The organism is Pantoea sp. USHLN256, from assembly GCF_037149875.1.
In the GTDB taxonomy this organism is placed as follows: domain Bacteria; phylum Pseudomonadota; class Gammaproteobacteria; order Enterobacterales; family Enterobacteriaceae; genus Pantoea; species Pantoea nemavictus.
On the sequence record NZ_JBBCQO010000005.1, the window covers coordinates 376,210 to 397,806 of the forward strand.

General features: G+C 57.5%; 20 protein-coding genes and 1 tRNA gene. 16 read left to right on the plus strand and 5 right to left on the minus strand.

Annotated features, from left to right (window positions below):
* Positions 1-218: 218 nt before the first annotated feature.
* From aspA to WFL93_RS15580, 6 genes are all read left to right on the plus strand, one after another.
* On the plus strand, positions 219-1,655 hold the full coding sequence (gene aspA, locus WFL93_RS15555) for an aspartate ammonia-lyase (RefSeq protein WP_049851342.1): 1,437 nt from the start codon (positions 219-221) through the stop codon (positions 1,653-1,655).
* A gap of 117 nt (positions 1,656-1,772) precedes the next feature.
* Complete coding sequence (locus WFL93_RS15560; protein ID WP_336778513.1) at positions 1,773-3,074, plus strand: anaerobic C4-dicarboxylate transporter; 1,302 nt, start codon at positions 1,773-1,775, stop codon at positions 3,072-3,074.
* Positions 3,075-3,157: 83 nt separating this feature from the next.
* Positions 3,158-4,855, plus strand: a complete 1,698-nt coding sequence (locus WFL93_RS15565; RefSeq protein WP_336778514.1) for a protein-disulfide reductase DsbD — start codon at positions 3,158-3,160, stop codon at positions 4,853-4,855.
* Positions 4,856-4,921: 66 nt separating this feature from the next.
* Positions 4,922-5,500: a division control transcriptional repressor DicD gene (gene dicD / locus WFL93_RS15570; RefSeq protein WP_007886581.1), complete on the plus strand. Its 579-nt coding sequence runs from the start codon at positions 4,922-4,924 to the stop codon at positions 5,498-5,500.
* 108 nt (positions 5,501-5,608) lie between these two features.
* A tRNA-Phe gene (locus WFL93_RS15575) sits at positions 5,609-5,684 on the plus strand.
* Positions 5,685-6,113: 429 nt separating this feature from the next.
* On the plus strand, positions 6,114-6,809 hold the full coding sequence (locus tag WFL93_RS15580; protein WP_007886505.1) for an RraA family protein: 696 nt from the start codon (positions 6,114-6,116) through the stop codon (positions 6,807-6,809).
* 50 nt (positions 6,810-6,859) lie between these two features.
* Here WFL93_RS15580 and WFL93_RS15585 read toward each other — a convergent pair whose 3' ends face one another.
* Positions 6,860-7,780: a DMT family transporter gene (locus WFL93_RS15585; RefSeq protein ID WP_336778515.1), complete on the minus strand. Its 921-nt coding sequence runs from the start codon at positions 7,778-7,780 to the stop codon at positions 6,860-6,862.
* 269 nt (positions 7,781-8,049) lie between these two features.
* Here WFL93_RS15585 and WFL93_RS15590 point away from each other — a divergent pair, with 269 nt between their 5' ends.
* Genes WFL93_RS15590 through WFL93_RS15605 form a run of 4 tightly spaced genes read left to right on the plus strand, consistent with a single transcriptional unit; the run spans position 8,050 to position 11,376 of the window.
* Entirely contained in the window at positions 8,050-8,889 is an 840-nt protein-coding gene (locus tag WFL93_RS15590) for a transporter substrate-binding domain-containing protein (protein ID WP_007886503.1), read from the plus strand.
* Positions 8,890-8,891: 2 nt separating this feature from the next.
* Positions 8,892-9,602 carry a 5-oxoprolinase subunit PxpB gene (gene pxpB / locus WFL93_RS15595; RefSeq protein ID WP_336778516.1) on the plus strand — a complete coding sequence of 237 codons (711 nt, stop codon included), beginning with the start codon at positions 8,892-8,894 and terminating at the stop codon, positions 9,600-9,602.
* Positions 9,599-10,585, plus strand: a complete 987-nt coding sequence (locus WFL93_RS15600) for a biotin-dependent carboxyltransferase family protein (RefSeq protein WP_336778517.1) — start codon at positions 9,599-9,601, stop codon at positions 10,583-10,585. The genes pxpB and WFL93_RS15600 overlap by 4 nt, the downstream gene beginning before the upstream one ends.
* A 20-nt stretch (positions 10,586-10,605) precedes the next feature.
* Positions 10,606-11,376, plus strand: a complete 771-nt coding sequence (locus WFL93_RS15605) for a 5-oxoprolinase subunit PxpA (protein WP_049851335.1) — start codon at positions 10,606-10,608, stop codon at positions 11,374-11,376.
* A gap of 393 nt (positions 11,377-11,769) precedes the next feature.
* On the opposite strand, the gene WFL93_RS15610 is transcribed toward WFL93_RS15605, so the two are convergent.
* Positions 11,770-12,972, minus strand: a complete 1,203-nt coding sequence (locus tag WFL93_RS15610) for a pyridoxal phosphate-dependent aminotransferase (RefSeq protein WP_336778518.1) — start codon at positions 12,970-12,972, stop codon at positions 11,770-11,772.
* Between the two features lie 486 nt (positions 12,973-13,458).
* Between WFL93_RS15610 and nac the strand changes: the two genes are divergently transcribed.
* The 6 genes from nac to WFL93_RS15640 all read left to right on the plus strand — a co-directional run bounded on the left by nac (position 13,459) and on the right by WFL93_RS15640 (position 18,123).
* Positions 13,459-14,382 (plus strand): nitrogen assimilation transcriptional regulator NAC, encoded by a 924-nt coding sequence (gene nac, locus WFL93_RS15615; RefSeq protein WP_049851333.1) that lies wholly within the window; start codon positions 13,459-13,461, stop codon positions 14,380-14,382.
* A gap of 109 nt (positions 14,383-14,491) precedes the next feature.
* The gene (locus WFL93_RS15620) at positions 14,492-14,938 is read left to right on the plus strand and encodes an acetyl-CoA carboxylase biotin carboxyl carrier protein (protein ID WP_336778519.1); all 447 of its coding nucleotides are present in this window, start codon (positions 14,492-14,494) and stop codon (positions 14,936-14,938) included.
* A 206-nt stretch (positions 14,939-15,144) separates the two neighbouring features.
* Positions 15,145-15,897, plus strand: a complete 753-nt coding sequence (locus WFL93_RS15625) for an SDR family oxidoreductase (protein ID WP_049851331.1) — start codon at positions 15,145-15,147, stop codon at positions 15,895-15,897.
* Positions 15,898-15,919: 22 nt separating this feature from the next.
* Positions 15,920-16,615, plus strand: a complete 696-nt coding sequence (locus tag WFL93_RS15630) for an amino acid ABC transporter permease (protein ID WP_007888428.1) — start codon at positions 15,920-15,922, stop codon at positions 16,613-16,615.
* A gap of 5 nt (positions 16,616-16,620) precedes the next feature.
* Complete coding sequence (locus WFL93_RS15635; protein WP_180822911.1) at positions 16,621-17,376, plus strand: amino acid ABC transporter permease; 756 nt, start codon at positions 16,621-16,623, stop codon at positions 17,374-17,376.
* A gap of 9 nt (positions 17,377-17,385) precedes the next feature.
* A complete protein-coding gene (locus WFL93_RS15640; RefSeq protein WP_007888432.1) occupies positions 17,386-18,123 on the plus strand; it encodes an amino acid ABC transporter ATP-binding protein in 738 nt (245 codons plus the stop codon).
* A gap of 47 nt (positions 18,124-18,170) precedes the next feature.
* Here the strand turns inward: WFL93_RS15640 and WFL93_RS15645 are convergent, their stop codons facing one another.
* The 3 genes from WFL93_RS15645 to WFL93_RS15655 all read right to left on the minus strand — a co-directional run bounded on the left by WFL93_RS15645 (position 18,171) and on the right by WFL93_RS15655 (position 21,450).
* A complete protein-coding gene (locus WFL93_RS15645) occupies positions 18,171-19,340 on the minus strand; it encodes a Gfo/Idh/MocA family protein (protein WP_049851330.1) in 1,170 nt (389 codons plus the stop codon).
* A 10-nt stretch (positions 19,341-19,350) separates the two neighbouring features.
* The gene (locus tag WFL93_RS15650; RefSeq protein ID WP_336778520.1) at positions 19,351-20,274 is read right to left on the minus strand and encodes a TIM barrel protein; all 924 of its coding nucleotides are present in this window, start codon (positions 20,272-20,274) and stop codon (positions 19,351-19,353) included.
* Between the two features lie 147 nt (positions 20,275-20,421).
* On the minus strand, positions 20,422-21,450 hold the full coding sequence (locus WFL93_RS15655; RefSeq protein ID WP_336778521.1) for a LacI family DNA-binding transcriptional regulator: 1,029 nt from the start codon (positions 21,448-21,450) through the stop codon (positions 20,422-20,424).
* Between the last annotated feature and the right edge of the window lie 147 nt (positions 21,451-21,597).

The window sequence follows — 21,597 nt, forward strand, 5'->3', positions numbered from 1 at the left end:
ATATCGTTATTACCGCTGGGCCTGCAAAAGCCCGTAAAGTGATCTGTGCACAAACAATTCTGTAACATCAGAATATGATCGTGCCCGTCAGCGTGAAGATGGATAATATGTCGGCGCTGACATTCCACGACAATATAATCGCTTCACCTGCACGTTAATTGCCGCCCGTCCCTTCGGACGCCCGGTAGTAACAAGGCAGCAATAATAAGAAGGTAATCATGGCGAACAACATTCGTATCGAAGAAGACCTTTTAGGCATGCGCGAAGTTCCAGCAGATGCTTATTACGGTGTTCATACTCTGCGTGCGATTGAAAACTTCTATATTAGTAATAACAAAATCAGTGACATACCTGAGTTTGTCCGCGGTATGGTGATGGTAAAGAAAGCAGCCGCGCTCGCCAACAAAGAGCTGCAAACCATTCCCCGCAACATCGCAAACACCATTATTCAGGCCTGTGATGAGGTGCTCAATAACGGCAAATGCATGGATCAGTTCCCGGTTGACGTCTATCAGGGCGGCGCGGGCACCTCGGTCAACATGAACACCAATGAAGTGCTGGCGAACATCGGCCTGGAGCTGATGGGCCATCAGAAAGGGGAATATCAGTACCTCAATCCCAACGATCACGTGAATAAGTGTCAGTCGACCAACGATGCTTATCCAACCGGTTTCCGCATCGCGGTTTATGCCTCAATCCTGAAACTGCTCGACGGCATCAGCCAGCTCAGCGAAGGCTTCCAGCGCAAAGCCGTCGAGTTCGAAAATATCCTGAAAATGGGCCGTACCCAGTTGCAGGATGCGGTGCCAATGACGCTTGGCCAAGAGTTCCACGCGTTTAACGTGCTGCTGAATGAAGAGACCCGCAGTATTCTGCGCACCGCCGAACTGCTGCTGGAAGTGAACCTCGGCGCCACGGCCATCGGTACGCGTCTTAACACACCAGAGGGCTATCAACAGCTGGCGGTACAGCGTCTGGCAGAGGTGAGTAATCTGCCGGTGGTGCCAGCAGAAGATCTGATTGAAGCCACCTCCGACTGCGGTGCCTACGTGATGGTGCACTCCGCACTGAAACGTCTGGCGGTGAAACTGTCGAAAATATGTAACGATTTGCGCCTGCTCTCCTCCGGTCCACGCGCTGGCCTGAATGAAATCAACCTGCCAGAACTGCAGGCCGGTTCATCTATCATGCCGGCCAAAGTGAACCCGGTGGTGCCGGAAGTGGTGAATCAGGTGTGCTTCAAAGTGATCGGCAACGACATCACCGTCACCATGGCGTCTGAAGCAGGCCAGCTACAGCTTAACGTGATGGAGCCGGTGATTGGCCAGGCGCTGTTTGAGTCAATCAGCATTCTGACAAACGCCTGCTTTAATCTGCTGGAAAAATGCGTCAACGGCATTACCGCCAACAAAGCGGTGTGTGAAGCCTACGTGTTTAACTCGATTGGTATCGTCACTTACCTCAACCCGTATATTGGCCATCACAACGGCGATATCGTCGGTAAGATTTGTGCTGAAACCGGCAAGAGCGTGCGTGAAGTGGTGCTGGAGCGCGGTTTACTGACGGAAGCCGAGCTGGACGATATCTTCTCCATCCAAAACCTGATGCATCCAACCTACAAAGCCAAACGCTATACCGACGAAAACGAACAGTAATCCGCTCCGGATCAAGTTGCCAAAAGCACGCCCCGATACAATGCGGCGTGCTTTTTTCATTTTGGCGGCTACAACTTTAAGAGTCGGGATTTTTCCACGGCTCAGGGAGTGGAACGAATGGTAGTAGTGGAGTTGGTTATTGTCCTGCTGGCGATCTGGCTCGGTGCACGTCTTGGCGGCATCGGCATTGGTTTCGCGGGCGGTTTAGGTGTGCTGGCGCTGACGCTGTTTTGCGGTTTAAAGCCCGGTGCCATTCCTTTCGATGTGATCGAAATTATCATGGCGGTGATTGCCGCGATTGCCGCGATGCAGATCGCCGGCGGTCTTGATTATCTGGTGGGATTAGCAGAGCGCCTGCTGCGCCGCCATCCCCGCTACGTCACCTTCCTCGCACCGCTGGTCACTTACGTCATGACGCTGCTGGCCGGTACCGGTCACACCGCATTCTCTACCTTGCCGGTGATTGCCGAAGTGGCGAAAGAGCAAGGCGTGCGCCCTTCGCGCCCGCTGTCGATAGCAGTTGTCGCCTCGCAGATCGCCATCACCGCTTCGCCGCTCTCGGCAGCGGTGGTGTTCTTCGCCTCGATTCTCGAGCCGCACGGGGTGAGTTATCTGGCGCTGCTCGGCGTGGCGCTGCCCTCCACCATGGCGGCGATCTTCTGTGCTGCCATCATCACCAGTTTCCTCGGCAAGGAGTTAAAGGATGATGAGGTTTACCAGGCGCGTTTAGCCAAAGGCGAAGTGAAACTGCGCGGCGAGCAGGTGTATGACATCAAACCGGGCGCGAAACGCGCGGTGCTGCTGTTCCTGATCGGTATCGCCGCCGTGGTGCTCTACGCCACCGCCATCAGCGACAGCGTGGGCCTCATCAGCAATCCGGTGCTACCGCGCAACGAAGCCATCGTGGTGTTTATGCTAACCGTTGCCACGCTGATTTGCCTGACCTGCAAAGTTGATACCGGTGAGATTCTCAGCGCCAGTACCTTCAAATCAGGCATGAGCGCCTGTATCTGCGTGATGGGCGTAGCCTGGCTGGGTGATACCTTCGTCAAAGCGCACCTGGCCGATATTCAAAACCTGGCCGGTGACATGCTGCAAGGTTATCCATGGATGCTAGCGCTGGTGCTGTTCTTCGCCGCCACGCTGCTCTATTCGCAGGCCGCTACCACCAAAGCGCTAATGCCCGCCGCGCTGATGCTCGGTGTATCGCCGCTGGCGGCGGTGGCATCTTTTGCCGCCGTTTCCGCGCTATTCGTGCTGCCAACCTATCCAACGCTGCTGGCTGCGGTGGAAATGGATGATACCGGCTCAACCCGTATCGGTAAGTTTGTGTTTAACCACTCCTTTATTATCCCCGGCGTGTTGGCGATTGCCTTCTCGGTGGCGTTTGGTTTCCTGTTTGGTAGCCTGATTTTGTAGCGCCGTTACATCCTGAAAACCTCGTGGCGAGGCGGCCGTGCTATCATCGCGGCCTATTCGCCACCGGAGCTAATTCATTCGTTATGGCTGCTCGACTCTTACGCCTTGCCGGCTTTTGCCTGGCACTGACCTTTTGCCTTTCGGCACAAGCCTCACTTTTCTCTCCCAATAACAACAGCCGCTTTGTACCGGTTGATCAGGCATTTGGCTTCGATTTCAGCCAGCAGGGAAATCAGCTGACGCTGAGCTGGAAAGTGAAAGATGGCTACTATCTCTATCGCCAGCAAATTCACGTCACGCCGCAAAAAGCGCAGATTGCTCCGCTGAGCTTGCCGCCGGGCCAGCCGCATGAAGATGAGTTTTACGGCAAAAGTGAAATCTACCCGCAGGATCTGCAGCTGCCGGTCACCCTGCGCCAGGCCGATGCCGGCGCGACCGTTACCGTGACGTATCAGGGCTGCGCCGCCGCCGGATTCTGCTATCCGCCCGAAACCCGCAGTGTGCCGCTCAGCGCGGTGGCCGCCAATCAGGATGCGCCCGCTGCCCGCGCGCAGCCAACCCATCAAAGTACGCCGCTGCCGTTTTCTCCGCTGTGGGCACTGCTGATTGGTATCGGCGTGGCCTTCACGCCGTGCGTACTGCCGATGTATCCGCTGATCTCCAGCATCATTTTGGGTGGCCCGCGCCGCTATTCGATGGGTCGACTGTTCGCGCTGGCGATGGTTTATGTGCAGGGCATGGCGCTGACTTACACCGTGCTCGGCATGGTCGTTGCGGCAGCAGGATTACGCTTCCAGGCGGCGCTACAGCATCCTTACGTGCTGATTGGCCTATCGGCGCTGTTCATGGTGCTGGCGCTGTCGATGTTTGGCTTGTTCTCGCTGCAATTGCCTTCCGGATTGCAAACCCGCCTCACCTTGTGGAGCAATCGTCAGCAAGGCGGATCGCTGCCGGGCGTCTTCATGATGGGCGCGCTGGCTGGGCTGATTTGTTCCCCCTGCACCACCGCACCGCTCAGCGCCATTCTGCTGTATATCGCGCAGAGCGGTAATTTGTGGGCCGGCGCCGGCACGCTGTGGCTGTATGCCTTCGGCATGGGCCTGCCGCTGATTGCCGTGACGATGTTTGGTAATAAGCTGCTGCCGAAAAGCGGGCCGTGGATGCAAACGGTCAAAGAGGGCTTTGGTTTTGTGATTCTGGCGCTGCCGGTGTTCTTGCTGGAGCGGGTGATTGGCGATGTCTGGGGCTTGCGTCTGTGGAGTCTGCTCGGCGTGGCGTTTTTTGCCTGGGCATTCAGCCTCAGCCTGCGGGCGACCGGCAAATGGCGCGTGCTGCAAATCATCATGCTGGCCGCCGCGCTGGTGAGTGCTCGACCCTTACAGGATTGGGCATTTGGCAGCAGCAGTGTGCAAACCGTGGCGCATTTGCCGTTCCAGACCATTGCCAGCAGCGCTCAGCTCGAGAGCGCGCTGCAGCAGGCGCAAGGCCGTATCACCATGGTCGATTTGTATGCCGACTGGTGCGTCGCCTGCAAGGAGTTCGAAAAATATACCTTCAGTGACGATGGCGTGCGCAGCGCGTTGAGCCAGGTGCAGCTGCTACAAGCCAACGTTACCGCCAACAACGCGCAGGATAACGCGCTGTTGCAGCATCTGCAGGTTTTAGGCTTGCCGACCATTCTGTTCTTCGATGCGCAAGGCAAAGAGATTCCCGATTCGCGTGTCACCGGCTTCCTCAACGCCGCCGATTTCCGCGCGCATTTGCACAATGTGTCGCGTTAAACGACACTGTCTGCAGGACACTGCCCGTTTGTCCGCGAGCGGGCCCGCATTCCAGAGGAGAGTCACTTGCAACGTGAACAAATACTCGAGCATGCGCTGAATGTGCTCGAACAGAGCGGCCTGGCCGCCACCACATCTTTAACGCAGCTGGCGGGTGAAAGCGGTCTGGAAGCAGAGCAGTTAACGCGCTTCTGGCCCGATCGTGATGCCCTGCTGTACGATGCGCTGCGCTATCATGGCCAGCAAATCGATAGCTGGCGCCGCCAGGTGCAGCTAAATGAACATCTCAGCGCCGAACAAAAGCTGCTGGCACGCTACCAGGTATTAAGTGAATACGTTAGCAAAAGCCGCTTTCCCGGCTGCCTGTTCATCGCCGCGTGCAGCTTCTATCCTCAGCCCGACCATCCTGTGCATCAGTTAGCTGAACAGCAAAAACGCAGCTCATGGCAGTTTACCCACGAAATTCTGGTTGATTTAGCGCTGGATAATCCCACCATGGTGGCCGATCAGATGGAGCTAATTCTGGAAGGTTGCCTGAGCAAGCTGCTGGTGAAACGCAATGTACAGGATGTGGAAACGGCGCGCCGCTTAGCGGAAGATGTGCTCGGCATCGCGCTGTGTCGTCAGAACGGCGCACTGGCGTAGCCTTTTTATCCATCTTGTCTGAAAAGCAAGCAATCAATCACGATTGCTACGCTTTTTTGACGAAAGCCGTTGACGACTGAGAGCCATTAAGGTTTAATGCGCCCCGTTGCCCGGATAGCTCAGTCGGTAGAGCAGGGGATTGAAAATCCCCGTGTCCGTGGTTCGATTCCGCGTCCGGGCACCAACATTTAGAAAACCCAGCTTATGGCTGGGTTTTTGCTTTTCTGCGTTTGTAAATCCCAACGCATTTTTTCCTCCCCTCAATACATCTTCATGATCCTGCACTAATCGATGCCAATATCATTCCCGCCAGCTAATACTTTAAATTTATCTCCCCATAATAAAATCCAATAAAATTAATTATCAGCGAGTTAAATAACGGCACAATGTTATTTCGTGATCCTGTTTCCGTAAGCCGTAACATCCGATACGTAACACCGATGCAATCGCGTAAGCTTTAAACACAGCTGATTATTAAAGAGTTTACTTGAGTGCATGCTTAATAAGCTGATGCATTAAACAGTCATCAAATAAAACAATTATTTTCACCCATTTAATTAACGATTAAATATCACTATCCGATTATCAAAACATCCCCTACAGGAAAATAACGATGAGCGCAGGAAACCGAATCTATTTACGTCGTCCGGCCGATGCCGAACCGCTGCTGGAAGCCTTTCGCTGTTTGCCGGCTGCGGTGGTAGCCGATTGCATGAGCCGCTTGCCCGCGTTGTCGTCGGAGATCAGCCTGAAAACCGCGCCGCGCCAGCCGATAATGTGCGGCCTGGCCGTTACGGTCAAAGCCCGCTCTGGCGACAACCTGATGCTACATAAAGCGTTAGACATGGCGGGCCGTAACGATGTGATCATCCTGTCGAACGAAGGCGATCGCAGTCAGTCATTGATGGGCGAAGTGATGGCGACTTACGCCAAACAGCGCGGTATGGAAGGCATTGTGCTGGATGGGCCGGTACGTGATATCGACGGTTTGTCGCGCATGGACTTCCCCCTGTACGCCGCCGGTCACACGCCAGGCGGCCCATTTAAGGATGGTCCGGGTGAAATCAATGTGCCGATTGCCTGCGGCAAAATCCACGTCTCACCGGGCGATATCGTGTTGGGCGATGCGGATGGCGTGATTGTCATTCCACGCCAGGATGCGGCGCGTATTCTCGAAGCGGCACAGGCCTATTTGATTGTTGATGAACGCAACTTCGAGCTGGCAAAAACCGGCTCGCTGGAGCGCAGCTGGCTGGATGAGACGCTGCGCAGCAAGCAGGTTGAAATCATTGATGATGTGTTTCGTTAACGCAATGCCCATGTTTCACCGTTGTAGGGTGAGCATTCCTGCGCACCTTGCTAAGGCGTACTGCTCACCATCGCCAGTTTACGCTGTCGATTCTCACGCCACACCGCGAAAATGCCGGCCAGCGCCACAACTGATGCCCCCAGTAAAGTGGTGCTGCCCGGCAAACTATGCAGAAACAGATACCCAATCAGCATCGACCACACCAGCGTGGTGTAATCGAACGGCGCCAGCAGCGAGGCATCGGCGTAACGCAGGCTTAGCGTCACTAAAATCTGCGCCAGGCCGCCAAACAAGCCGCAGCCCACCAGCAGTAACAACTGCAACGCGTTGGGTTGGGTCCAGCCAAACAGCGCAGTTGCCAGGCCGATAAGGGTGGTCATCAGCGAGAAATAGAACACAATCGCGCCCGGCTTCTCGATGCCGTTAAGAAAGCGGATTTGCACGTTCGAGGTCGCCGAACAGAGCGCCGCAATCAACGCAAACGCCACGCCGAGGCTGGTCGTCGCGTTGCTGGCCTGGCTGGAAAATAGCGCGCCGCTGGCGCTCAGACTGGAGGAAAGCATAATCAAAATGCCGGATAACCCCACCACCACCGCTACCCAGCGCGACATCCGCACCCGCTCTTTAAGCAGCATCGCCGCCAAAATGACGGTAAACAGCGGTGCCGCGTAGCTCAGCGCCGTCGCATCGGCCAGCGAGATATACACCAGCGCCAGATAGTTAAAATACATGCCGCCGGTGCCGGAAAAACCACGAATGAAGTGGCCAAACAGGTTGCGCGTTTTAAGGTTTTCCATCACGTTGCCCTGCACTTTTAGCCATATCAACAGCGGAAACAGGGCGATAAAACTGCGGAAAAAAATCACTTCGCCGGTGGGAATCGCACCGTTCAGCCCCTTCACGCACGCCAGCATCAACGTGGCGCATAGCGCGGCCAAAATCTTCAGTAACACGCCTAATCGGGCATTCATGCGGTTTCTATTCTCTCTACCACTTGCAATCGGCGGGACTGCCGAGAGGACATGCATGCAGCCTGGCGAGAAAAGTGTGCGCTGGATAACACTTTTTCGCTCTGCCCGAATAGAAAGAACTTATGCCCCGCTGGTCATATTTTTTCGCTATTGCACAACAGGGTTTCCCTCTTTTTAGTCTGAAAACAAAGCCGATATAGTCCAGAAAAGCGAGAACGCTGGCGCTCCGACCCGGTGACGCCGTGGTATTCATCATTGAGGACGTTCACATGACCATGAAAAGATCTACCACCATCGGGCTGGCACTGCTGCCGCTACTGACTATTTCTGCTGCGCATGCAGACATGATGGCGAACATCAAATCCAGCGGCGAGCTGAAGTGTGCGGTCTATTCGGACGTCCCGCCCTTCTCCTCTCCGGACCCAAAAACACGCCAGCTGGCGGGGATGGATATCGATCTGTGTAACGCGCTGGCGAAGCAGATGAACGTCAAGCTGACGCTGGTGCCGACTTCGGTTGAAGCGCGCATTGCGGTGATCGCCACCGGGCGCGCCGACGTGCTGATCGCCAACCTTGCCTACACCAAAACCCGCGGCAACCAGATTCAGTTCAGCGATCCCTATTACGTCGCCAAAGAGATGCTGCTGGTGAAAGCACCGCTGGCCGATAAGCCGCTGAGCTACTTCCAGGGGAAACGCATCAGCGCCACTAAAGGCACCACCTCTGAGCAGTCGATCCACATCAAAGGCGGCAAAGCGGTGACTTTCCAGGATTCAGCCTCCGCGTTCCTCGCACTGCAGCAGAACAAGTCAGTGGGCTTCGTCACCAACACCATGACCGGCATCAAAACCATCTCGCAGGCGAAAAAAGACGGCATCAATCTGGCGATGATTAAAGAGCCCATGGCGCTGGAGCCGATTGGTGTCGGCATGAAGCGTGACGAGCCGGCACTGCTGGCCAGCGTCAACAGCAGCCTGAAGGCGATGGATGATGATGGCACTATCGACAAAATCTGGGACACCTGGATTGGGCCAAATACCGAATACAAAATGGTGCGTGAAGAGCGCGTGCAGCCGCTCTCCAGTCTGAAATTTGAACCGCTGGAATAACCATGCCCGTGACGTCGCACTCTGCTCTCCAGCCCGCCAGCGCCCCCGCGCTGGCTTGCTCCTCTGATATCAAACTCTCCACCATTGGTGCACGTGCGTGGCTGGTGGAAGCGCCGGGCGGTTTCGATCTCCCGGCACAGCGCCGCATCTGGTCGCTGGCGCGCCTGCTGCATGCCGACGAAGCGATTGAAGCGCTGATTCCCGGCGTCACAAACCTGCTGGTGCTGTTCCGCCACATTCCCAGCGATGAAACCGCCGTGCGCATGCAGTTGCACGCCGCCTGGAATCAGGCGCAGGCGATCAGCCCGCAGGGCAAACTGATTGAAATCCCCGTGCATTACGGCGGCGAACACGCCACCGATCTCGAAGCCGTGTGCCGTCATACCGGTCTGAGCCCGCGGGAGGTGGTACGTCTGCATCATCAAAGCGAATACACGGTGTTTGCCTTAGGCAGCGCGCCGGGCTTCGGCTATCTGCATGGTTTAGATCCGCAGCTAGCGACGCCGCGTAAGAAAGTGCCGTCGCTCAGCATGCTGAAAGGCACCGTCACCATCGGCGGCGCGCAGGCGGGCGTCTCGGCGCTGACCGGTCCAAACGGCTGGAATGCTATTGGCTTTGCCGAACTGGCGGTGTTTGACCCGCTGGCGGAATCCCCTGCGCTGATGGCGCCGGGCGATCGCATCCGTTTTCTGCCGCAGAGGATTGAGCTGTGATTGAGATCGAACAGAGCGGTGCGCTGAATACGGTACAGGATTTAGGACGTTTCAACTTCCGCCACATGGGCGTATCGGTGAGCGGCGCGATGGATGCGCTGGCGCTGCGTGCTGGTAATTTGCTGCTGAGCAACGATGAAAACGCGGCGGCACTTGAAGTGCAGCTGTTCCCGTTTCGCATGCGTTTTCTGCAGGACAGCAGCATCGCGGTGACCGGCGCCGATTGTCGCGCCACGCTGGATGGCACGCCGCTGCCGCCATGGTGGGGCTGCGGCGTGCGCGCCGGGCAACTGCTGGAGCTGCGTTACCCGCGTAGCGGCGCGCGTGGCTACGTGTGTGTCGCCGGCGGGATTGATGTGCCGCTGGTGCTCGGTTCGCGCAGTACCGCGCTGCGCGGCGGTTTCGGTGGTGTTGATGGACGCCCGCTTCAGCGTGGCGATCGGCTGGCGCTGGGCGAAAGCCGCGTGCCGCCGCTGCCGGTAAGCGGCATCGGTATTGAACCGCCGGACAGCGCCTTGCAGAGCTGGTTTCCGCGCAACAGCGCCGGTGAAATACAGCTGCGCGCCATACCGTCGGGCGAATATCCGCTGTTTGCCGCCGATGCCGCACGTTTCTGGCAGCAGTCGTGGCAAGTCTCCAATCAAAGCAATCGCACCGGCTATCGACTGGCGGGCGATCCCATTTTCCCATCCGAAAGCGTTGAGATGCGATCCTACGGTTTGATCCCCGGTATTGTGCAGGTGCCGCCGGGTGGCGAACCGATTATCCAGCTCAGCGATGCCAATACCGCCGGCGGATATCCGAAGATCGCCGGGGTGATCGAGCAGGATCTGTGGCGACTTGGGCAGGTGCTGCCGGGTCAGTCGATCCAGCTGATCCAGAGCGATGCGCGCGAAGCCATCGCTATCGAACAGGAAGTTGCGCGCTGGCTGAATCGGCTGCGCCTCAGCTGCCAGCCACTGCGTAAAGCCCTTACCGTTTAATCCGTAACAGGAACCCAGCCATGAAGATTGATGTGAATTCCGATATGGGCGAAGGCTTCGGCGTTTATCAGCTGTGCGATGACGCCGCCCTAATGAAAGTGGTGTCGTCGGCCAATATCGCCTGCGGTTTCCACGCGGGCGATCCGGCGATCATGACCAACATGGTGCGGCTAGCGAAAGAGCATGGCGTGGGCATTGGTGCGCATCCCGGCTTGCCCGATCGCCAGGGTTTTGGCCGTCGCGAGCTGCCGTTTAGCGCCGAAGAGATTTGCCAGCAGGTGGCGTATCAACTCGGTGCGCTGATGGCGATTGCCGTTGCAGAAGGTACGCAGGTGTCGCACTTCAGCTTCCACGCCGCGATGGGCAACATCGTCAATCGCGATGCCGCGCTGGCAAAACAGGTGATGGAATTAGTGGCGCGCATCAATAGCGATCTGATCATCTTCGCCCAGCCCGATACGCTCATCGAAGCCGCCGCGCAGGCTGCAGGGCTGAAAACGCTCACGCTGTTCCTGGCCGACCGCGCCTATGACGCGCAAGGTCGCCTGGTGCCGCGCGGCATCGCCGGTTCGGTGATCAAAGAAGAGAACGCACTGCGCGCCCGCGTGCGTCAGTTTTTGCAGCACGGCACGGTCACGACGATTGAAGGCGAGGAGATCAGGGTGCGCGCGCGTTCGATTCTGGTTCACAGCGACACGCCCGGTTCACTGGCGCTCGCCAATATTGTACGCAGCGAAATCGAAGCCAGCGGCCATCAGGTCGCCCCGGCCGCGCAAGTATTAGCGCAATAACCCTGGTCGCCATAAATGGCGCCCCTACAAAACAGACCGCGAATATGAAGCAAGAGAACGCATTGCTGTCACAGCGCGGGTGTTGAGGCGACATCCCAACCCGCTGACCGAGAGAGGGATTCCAGGGCGAGCCGCAGGGATGCGGCGAGAGGCAGCGCTGAGCAGGAGCGAATCGCCGCCGGTCCGTCAGGAATCGTGAACGAGCGAAGGCACCGCGCAGCGGCGGGCTGGGCTGGCGCAAGGCCGGGGAGTGCAGAGGGCGCGGCCAGGCGCCCTTTGCTCGGTCGCCGCACGGCGGAACTGCAACTGCCTCAGCCGATGGCGAACGAAAGTCGCTCCATGCAAACGAAAGTCGCTTCGTGCGAACGAAATTCGCTTCGTGCGAACAAGATCTCAGCGACAGCCGTCGCAAAACGCCGCAATGCGATCGCATCCAGTCTCTAACCGCTCCATGCTCGTCGCATACGACAACCGAATAAACGGACTCATCCCGTACGCCGCGCCCTGCACCGTCACCACGTGCTGCTCCTCAATCAACGCCAGCACAAAATCAGCATCATTGGCGATCAACCGACCACCGGCGCTGGTTTTGCCAATATAGCCGGCGATATTCACAAACAGATAAAACGCGCCCTGGGGTTTGTGGCAGCGCAGGCCATCAATCGAGGTCAGGCGCTCCAGCACGTAATCGCGGCGTTCGCGGTAGATGCGCGCCCGCTCCTGCAACAGATCCTGTGGACCTTCCAGCACCGCCACCGCGGCCGCCTGCGTTAAGGTACAGACGCCGCCGCTGTTCTGGGTATTAACGTTGCTCATCGCGTTAATCAACGGCGCCGGGCCGCCACAGAAGCCCAGGCGCCAGCCGGTCATCGAATAGGCTTTCGACACGCCGTTCACCGTCAGTACGCGATCAAACAGGCGCGGTTCAACCTGCGCCAGCGTGTAGAAGCGTACCTCGTCATAAATCAGGTGCTCATAGATATCGTCGGTCATGATCCACACCTGCGGATGGCGCAACAGCACCTCGCCCAGCGCTTGCAGCTCCGCTTTGGTCGCCACCGAACCGGTTGGGTTGCTCGGATAGTTGAGCAGCAGCCATTTGGTCTTGTCGGTGATGGCGGCATCGAGATCGGCAGGCAGCGGTTTAAAGCCGTTCTCCTGCGTACACGGCAGCGCCACCGGAATCCCACCGGCGAATTTGACGATATCGGCATAGCTGATCCATGACGGCGTGGGGATCACCACTTCGTCGCCCGGATTGATGGTCGCCATGATGGCGTTAAAGATGATCTGCTTGGCGCCACCCGCGGTGAGGATCTGGCTGACGTCATAATCCAGCTGATTATCGCGTTTGAATTTCAGCTGGATCGCCTTGCGCAGCGCAGGCGTGCCGTCGGTGGGCGGATAACGCGTATCACCGCCGCGCGCGGCAGCGTAGGCGGCTTCAATCGCATGCGGCGGCGTGGGGAAATCGGGCTCGCCCGTGGAGAGCGCCACCACATCAATCCCCTGCGCCGCGAGATCGCGCGCCTTTTGGGTCATGGCAACGGAGGCTGAAACGGTAACATTGTTTAATCGATCGGCTATCTCGGGCATGGGTTAATCCTGGCTCTGTGTCAGCATGAACGGCTCGCAGCAAGCTGCAAACACCACGTTTACCAGAGAATAGGTTTTTGCCCGAAGCGGCGGTTAATAGTGCTTTGTTGTGGTGATATAACACAAAGCGATGACTGAACCGACCGCACACTTTCGTCATAAAGGTGGCGAGCCTAATGTGGAAATGCGCGGCAGGTCACGCGCCACCGCCTGACGCGATGTTAATAGAGTGTTACTTTTAGTGCCGGATGACACCGCGCACCGGCACTCTACTCACTCCCATCATCGCCAAATCTAATGAGTGACACGCACCATACCAGTGCAAAGGTGGCGATCTAGCACGTGCCGTCACGGCAACTCACCAACTCAGCACCAGCCTTAGGAGGCACTGTGGCTCTATCCTCCTGTCTGAGTTCAATAGCGAAAGCTTATTTTGGCATCAACTTTGCTTAGTAACAGACATGCGTTCTGTTGGAGGAAGTGTCCATGAATCTTCGTCGCCTTAAGTACTTTGTTAAAATTGTTGATGTCGGCAGCCTGACCCAGGCGGCCGATATTTTGCATATTGCCCAGCCTGCGCTGAGCCAGCAGCTGGCCACGCTGGAAGGGGAAGTGAATCAGCAACTGCTCATTCGTACCAAGCGCGGCGTGACGCCGACCGAAGCCGGTAAAACGCTTTATTCCCACGCGCAGGCGATTTTGCGCCAGTGCGAACAGGCACAAAGCGCCATTGAGCTGGTGGGTGCGTCGCTAAGCGGCAGCGTTTCGGTCGGCTTAGCGCCGGGCACCGCCGCGCAAAACCTCGCGTTGCCGCTGATGATGGAAGTGCAGCAGCAGCACCCTGGCATCGTGCTCTACTTCAATGAGAACTTTGGCACCACGCTAAGCGAGCTGATCATGAATGGCCGCATGGATATGGCGGTGATTTACGATCATCGCACCATTCACGGCCTGCGTTTTATGCCGCTAATGAAAGAGGATCTCTACTTCGTCTGCCCGTTCAGCCTCGCCCAGCCGGTGAAAGAGATCCCGCTGGCGCAGGTGGCGCAGTACGATCTGTTCCTGCCGCGCGTCTATAACATCATGCGCAAAGTGCTCGACGATGCTTTCGTGCACAACAATCTGCAGTACCGCGTGAAATGCGAAATCGAATCACAAACCACGCTGAATGCCGCACTGAGCGCCGGTCTCGGCACCACCATCATGCCGGAGTCTGCGGCGCGCGCGATGCTGAAAAGCGGCGATGCGTGGATGGCGAAGATCGTCGATCCGGATGTGCAGGTGTCGCTGTCGTTCTGCATGTCCGATCACCTGCCGCTGTCCCAACCGGCTGAAGCGGTGAAATCGATTCTGCTGTCGCTGATGTCACGCCGCAATGTCGAGAACCATCCGCTAACGCTGGTGGGATAAGACCCGCTTATTACCGCAAAGCGAAACCCTCTTACTGCCCGTCTTACGAACGCGCTAGATTACGATTTTGCCCGCTTCGGCGGGCGTGCTTCGCTTTGACGGGAATGTTATGGAAAAAACCGCAATACCGCTGCCGACGCTGCGTGCCCTGGCGCGCAAGATGCAAAGTGCGGGGCTGAGCAGCCTGGCGCTGGATGGCAAGCACTGGTCGATACGGTTAACTTTTGCCGTCACGCCTTCCACGCCACCGCCCGTATCCGCGAGGGTTCCCGCCCCGGAAATCCCCCCCATAACACAACGTATCGGCGCACCGATGCCCGGCACGCTGCTGCGCCGCCATCCGCATAGTCAGCAGGATTTTGTTGCGCCTGGCCAACACGTGCAGGCTGGCGACGTGGTGGCGCTGGTGCAGGTGGGCCCGCTGTATGTGCCGGTGCGCAGTTCCGCCAGCGGCACGGTGCAGGCGCTCACGCCGCAGCATCTTTCGCCAGTGGAGTACGACGAGGAGATTCTGACATTTGCGCCGTTGGCGGAGAAGGTCAACACCGCGCGATAAATCGCGCCGCTACCAATACGTGCATTTTGTAGGTCGATCAATCACCGCTCATAGCGTAGCGGCGCAATTTATTGCGCAATGTTGGAACGGGCGAAGTGCCGCAGACAAGCGTTATAAGGGGCGCTTATCGCCTCAAAATTTTTATGTCTTATGCCCTTGCGGCATAACTGCATACAGTCAAAAGACGCAACAACGAGGAGAGGCACATGCCATTTTCAGATTACAAAACCGCACTGGTGACCGGTGCATCGGCGGGAATGGGCGAAGCGATTGTGGAGCGCTTGTGCCAGCAAGGTATCACCGTACATGCGGTCGCGCGGCGTAAAGAGCAACTGGCGGCACTCGCCGATCGTACCGGCTGCATTCCACACGCGGTGGATGTCAGCGACGTCAACGCGCTGACCGCGCTGTGCAAAGACCTCGAAATCGACATTCTGGTCAACAACGCCGGCGTGTCGCATCCCGGTTCAATCCTTGAAGCCGACGAGAACGTGGTTGAAACCCAGGTCGACGTCAATTTGCGCGCGGTGCTGCATTTGTGCCGTCTGCTGGTGCCGGGCATGGTGGCGCGCGATCGCGGCCACGTCTTCAACATCACCTCGATTGCCGCCATCTACAACTTCAACGGTAACTCGGTTTATCACGCCACCAAAGCCGGGGTGCACGCCCTTTCGCGCCAGCTGCGCGTGGATTGCTATGGCGCACGCGTGCGCATCACCGAAATCTGTCCGGGCCGCGTTGCCACCGATATTTTCGGCAACGTCTCGGGCGATCATGAAGAGGCGCGTCGCCGCTTCATTGATGGCTTCGAGCTGCCGCAGGCGAAAGATATCGCCGACTGCGTCGCCTTCGCGCTCGCCGCACCGCTGGCGGTGAATATCGGCAACATCGAAATCACCCCAACGCTGCAGGTGCCGGGCGGCCTTTCCACCATGCGACCGGGCGACCACAGCGCGTAGCATGCGATCATGAGGTAACAGTATGGCTCTCGATTTCAGCAGTGTGATAACCGGCCATTACGGCCAGATGATCGTTGACGGAACGGTGATCACCCTTGAACTGGCGTTGGGTGCCTGGCTGCTGGCGATGGTGCTGGCATTGCTGCTGGTGGTGATCCGCCTGACAGAAAATCGACTGGCTGTCGGGCTGGTTAAAGCCTATGTCTCCTATCACCGCAACGTGCCGACGCTAATCCAGTTGATGATGTGGTATTTCGCTATTCCTACCCTGCTGCCGGAAGCGCTGCAGATGTGGATCAACAACTACAACGCCGAATTCCTGTTCTCCCTTACCGCGCTGGGCCTGTGTCAGGCGGCGTACTTCTCGGAAGATATCCGCAGCGGCCTGCGCGCCATTCCCGATGGGCAAAATGAGGCGGCGCGTGCGCTGGGGATGAGCTATGTGCGCGCCATGCATGCGGTGATTCTGCCGCAGGGTATCCGCAATGCGCTGCCAGCGATGATCAACCACACGGTGCTGCTGTTTAAAAACACCAGCCTGGCGATGGTGATTGGCGTGGCGGATCTCACCTACGTCACCCGCGATATTGAGAACCAGACGTTCCGCACTTTCGAATCTTACATCGTGGCGACCCTGGGCTATCTGTTCTTCTCCCTGCTGCTGATGGGCCTGGGCGCGCTGCTGGCCCGCCGCTTCCAGCGCGTCTATGCGAGGTAATGGCGATGTTTGAGATTTTCACCATTTTGCATGACAACGGCATGCTGCTGTTAATGGGCCAATACCCGAATGGGCCGATTGGCGGCGTGCTCTGTACGCTGCTGATCTCAGTGCTGGCCGTGCTGCTGGCGTTTCCGATCGGTGTGCTGCTGGGCCTGGCGCGTCTATCGCCATGGCGCTGGCTGAGCTGGCCCGCCACCGGCTGGGTTTACCTGCTGCGCGGTATTCCGCTGATGATGGTGGTGTTCTGGACCTACTTCTGCGTACCGCTGCTGATTGGCCACAACATCAGCGGATTCGCCACCATGCTGTGTACGTTGGTGATCTACGAGAGCGCCTATATCGCCGAGATCGTGCGCGGCGGCATTCAGTCGCTGCCGCACGGGCAATATGAAGCGTCACGCGCGCTGGGCATGAGCCATCTGAAAACCCTGCGTCTGGTGATTCTGCCGCAGGCGCTGTTCAACACGCTGCCCAGCCTGGTCAGCCAACTGGTGTCGATCATCAAAGACAGCACGCTGGGCTATGTGATTAACGTGCCGGAGCTGACGTTTGCCGCCAATCAGGTGAGCAATCAGCTGCTGACCAAACCGTTCCAGGTGTTCGCCATTGTGGCGCTGAGCTACTACCTCATCTGCTTTAGCCTCACCTGGCTTGCCAATAAACTCGAAGCGCACATAGCGCAGAAACGTCGCCAACCGCCGCAGCTTGCCAGCAGCGTGGCGCCGGCGGTAATGCTGACTAAAACCTCTTCGCAATAAGGAAGCACCATGGGACCGATGATCATGTTTAATCAGGTCAACAAATGGTACGGCGCGTACCAGGCGCTGACCAACCTGAGCGCCGAGATTAATAGCGGCGAAGTGGTGGTGGTATGCGGCCCTTCCGGCTCGGGCAAATCGACGCTGATCCGTACCGTTAACCGCCTGGAGCCGATCGATGATGGCCAGATCGTGTTTGATGGCATTGATATTCACGGCAGCAGCACGCGCCTTAACCAACTGCGCACGCGCATTGGCTTTGTGTTTCAGAGCTTTAACCTGTTCCCGCATGTCTCGGTGGCCGAGAACATTATGATGTCGCCAATGAAAGTGCTGGGCGTGAAGCGTTCGGAGGCTCGTCGCCAGGCGGGTGAATTGCTGGAGCGTGTAGGGTTATCGCATAAAGCCGATGCCTATCCGGCGCAGCTTTCCGGCGGTCAGCAGCAGCGCGTGGCCATTGCCCGTGCGCTGGCGATGAAACCGCCGGTGATGCTGTTTGATGAACCCACCTCGGCGCTCGATCCGGAAATGGTGGGCGAAGTGCTGTCGGTGATGCGCAGTCTGGCGCAGGAAGGGATGACGATGATGTGCGTCACCCACGAGATGAACTTTGCGCGTGAAGTGGCGGATACCATCTGGTTTATGGATCAGGGACAGATTCTGGAGAAATCCAAGCCGGAACAGTTCTTCACCCAGCCGCAGCACCCGCGCGCGCAGCGGTTTTTGAGTGATTTGCGGTCGCATTGAGTTGCTGGTCGGCATGAATGCCGACCAGGTCCATCACCGCACTGGATTCAACAATCCACCCATACCGCGCCCGCGTCGGCGGATTTCACGCACTGCTCCACCCAACGTACGCCCATCAAGCCAGCATGCGCGCCGGGATACCAGAACGCCTGCAGGAAGGCGGCATCGCCGCGATCGGTGGCATCCATCGCCAGCGCGAAGCGGCGATAGAGATTCGACCAGGCTTCAAACAGCCCTTCCGGATGGCCGCCGCCAATACGGTCGTCAGCCAGCGCGCTCTGATGCAGATAACCCATGCCGCGCTCGAGAATCTGCACCGGCTCGCCCTGCACTTCATAGCGCAGCTGATTCGGCTGCTCGTCCCACCACTCAAGACTGGCTTTCTCACCAATTACGCGCACTTTCTGACCGTGCATCGAACCGCAGTTCACCGCAGAAGCCCACATGGTACCGACCGCGCCGTTATCGTACTCCATCATCACGAAGGCGTTATCTTCCAGCGGCGCGCGGGTTTTAACAAAGCTCTGGCGGCTGCACAGCAGGCGTTTTACCTGCAGATGCGGCACCATGGTTTCGGCAATAAACAGCGGATGCGTCGCTAAATCGCCCAGCACGTAGCTAGGGCCGACAAAACGCGGATCCACGCGCCATTTGGTGCTTTCGTTCTGCAGCTCAACTGCTTCATTATGGAAACCGTGGGCGAACTGCATATTGATGATGCGAATCTCGCCCAGCAAGCCTGCGGCGATCATCTCGCGCGCCTGATGAATCAGCTGATGCCCGGCATAGCCGTAGGTCACACCGATAATTTTCTTCTTCTCGCTGCACAGCTGTTCCAGCTCATCGGCTTCGGCGGCGGTGAAGCACAGCGGCTTCTCGCACACCACGTGCAACCCCGCATTCAGCGCCGCACGGCAGATGGTGAAGTGGGTGTTGTTAGGCGTAGCAATCGACACCGCTTCAATGCCGTCCGCACGTGCCGCTTCCGCAGCAAACATCGTTTCGTAATCTGCATAGCAGCGCTCGGCATCGATACCCAGCGAAGTGCCAAACGCGCGGCCGCGTTCAGCGTTGATATCGAAGGCGCCCGCCAGCAGCGTAAAGTTGTTATCACGCGTCGCCGCCGAACGGTGGATGTAGCCAATCTGGCTGGTACCACCGCCGCCGACCATGCCCCAACGCAGGGAGCGATTCAGCGCTTTAATGCCGTTAATCATGGTGATCTCCTTAGAATCCGACGGAATGCAAATAGTGCAGGCTGGCGGTGACGTCACGCAGACTGGTCTCCGCATCTCGCGGATCGCGCTCCTGTTCAACGGTGATCCAGCCCTGATAATTGCGCTCCGCGAGGAAGGCGCGCACCGCCGGATAATCAATCGCCCCTTTACCAATCGGGCACATGACGCCTTCCGCGCAGGCGGCAAAGAAATCCACACCGCGGGCAATCACGTCGCGCCATACCGCCTCGTTGACGTCTTTGAAGTGCAGGTAATCGATGCGCTGCCAATAGCGGCTGAGGTAGGGAATCGGGTCCATGCCGGAGTAGTACAAATGGCCGGTGTCGAGGCACAAACCCGCCACCTCGTGCGGAATGTCCTCCACCAGCTGCTGCAGCTCGTCGGCGAACTCTATGCAACCCCCGGCATGCGGATGGATCACCGCGCGTACGCCATACTCATTCCAGGCAATCTGGCTCAGGGTGGTGATGTGCTGCATCATGCGCTGCCAGTCGGCGTCTGACAGGCGCGGCGCCTTGTCAGATTGACCCGCGTATTTGGCGCGCTCTGGATTGCCGAAGTCGATAATCACCAGATAGGGCGCGGGTTTGTTATCGGCGTGGGTTTTGGTTGCGGTGGGGACTCGCGACAGATTGCGGCAAATGTTATGCGTCAGTTCAACCATCGCCGGGAAGTTGGCTTCACTCACCAAATCATCAAAAATCGTGCCTGCCACCAGCGACAGATCGTGCGCTTCCAGCTGCTGGCGCAGCTCGGCAGGTTCCACCGGCAGATAGCTCCACGGGCCGAGCTCAATGCTTTTATAACCGGCCTGCGACGCCTCACTCAGCACCTTCTGCCATGGCGGAAGGAAAGGGTTTTTCGGGTCATCAACGCCCCAGCTACAGGGCGCGTTCGCAATATGAATAGTCATGATCGTTCCTTGCGGTAATGGATGGCGCAAGTATCAAATAAATATTTCATCATCAACAACCATGAAACATTCATTTTTTGATAGCGATCATACTATTTCGCATCATTAAAATGATAGATAATATATCAAATTCAGCAATGGCGCGGTTTACAGGTTTTCACGCGTGACGATATCGAACGGCAGGATGACCTGCGTAAAATGCTCGCCGGGTTCAGCATGATGCTGCAACACCGTTTGCGCCAAACGCATCGCCATCTCATCAATGCGATTGCGGATCATCACCGTAATGGTGCCGTCAATCAGCGCCAACTCGCCCTCCTTCACCGGACCATGGCAAATCAACGCCACCTTGCGCTGTGGCTGCTGGCGCAGCGCGTGAATCACCCCCTCAATACCGCCGCACGGCGCGAAAATCAGCGCCAAATCAGCATGTTCATCCAGCAGTTGATGCGTCGCACGGTAGCCGCCATCAATCGACTCATTGGTCTTTAACGGCTCTAGCACCCGCCGTGCGCTGTCCTGTTCGCGCAGATACGAACGGAAGCTGATCTCATTACTCTCCTGGCAGATAAAGCGATGGTCGCCCACCAGCACACCCGCCGAACCCGGCTGATGCAGCAGATGCGTGGCGATCCAGGCGGCAGTGCGCCCGGCTTTCTGGTTATCCAGACCGAAATAACCGGCGTGACCGCAGGGTGAGAAGTTGGAAAATAGCGCATACACCCGCACGCCCTGGCGCGACACGCTTGCAATCGCGTGGCGAATGAGCGGGTGATCCAGCGCCACCAAACCGATGGCATCCACCTGCTCAGCGAGCGCATACAGCGAGGCTACCACCGCCTCAACATCATCAATATCGTGCCAGGTGAACAGCGGTTCGCTGCCCAGCGGATGGAAGGGTTGCGTGTGCTGGCGTAGCGCATCGGTGAGGGAGTGATAGAACGAGTAGGATTTTGATAGCAGGATAAAGCCCATGCGCACCGTGACGCTGGCTGCCGGCAAGGTGCTATTCAGCAGCGGCGCAGGTCCAATGCGATATCCCAGACGATTCGCCGCTTCTAGCACCTTCTGCTCGGTGGCAGCACGCACCGGCGCACGACGATTGATCACACGATCGACGGTGGCCACGCCCACGCCTGCGGCGGCGGCAATGGCGTTCATGGTGATTTTGCTCATGGGTTATTTTCCACACTTAAATGATAATAAATTATCAAAAATAATGCCTTAACCTGACTTAAATCGCCAATAGCTCTGCGCTCAAATCATCATCAAATTAGATTGAGTGATAGATAATCTCTCACTATTTTGATCGCCCTCGCAAAA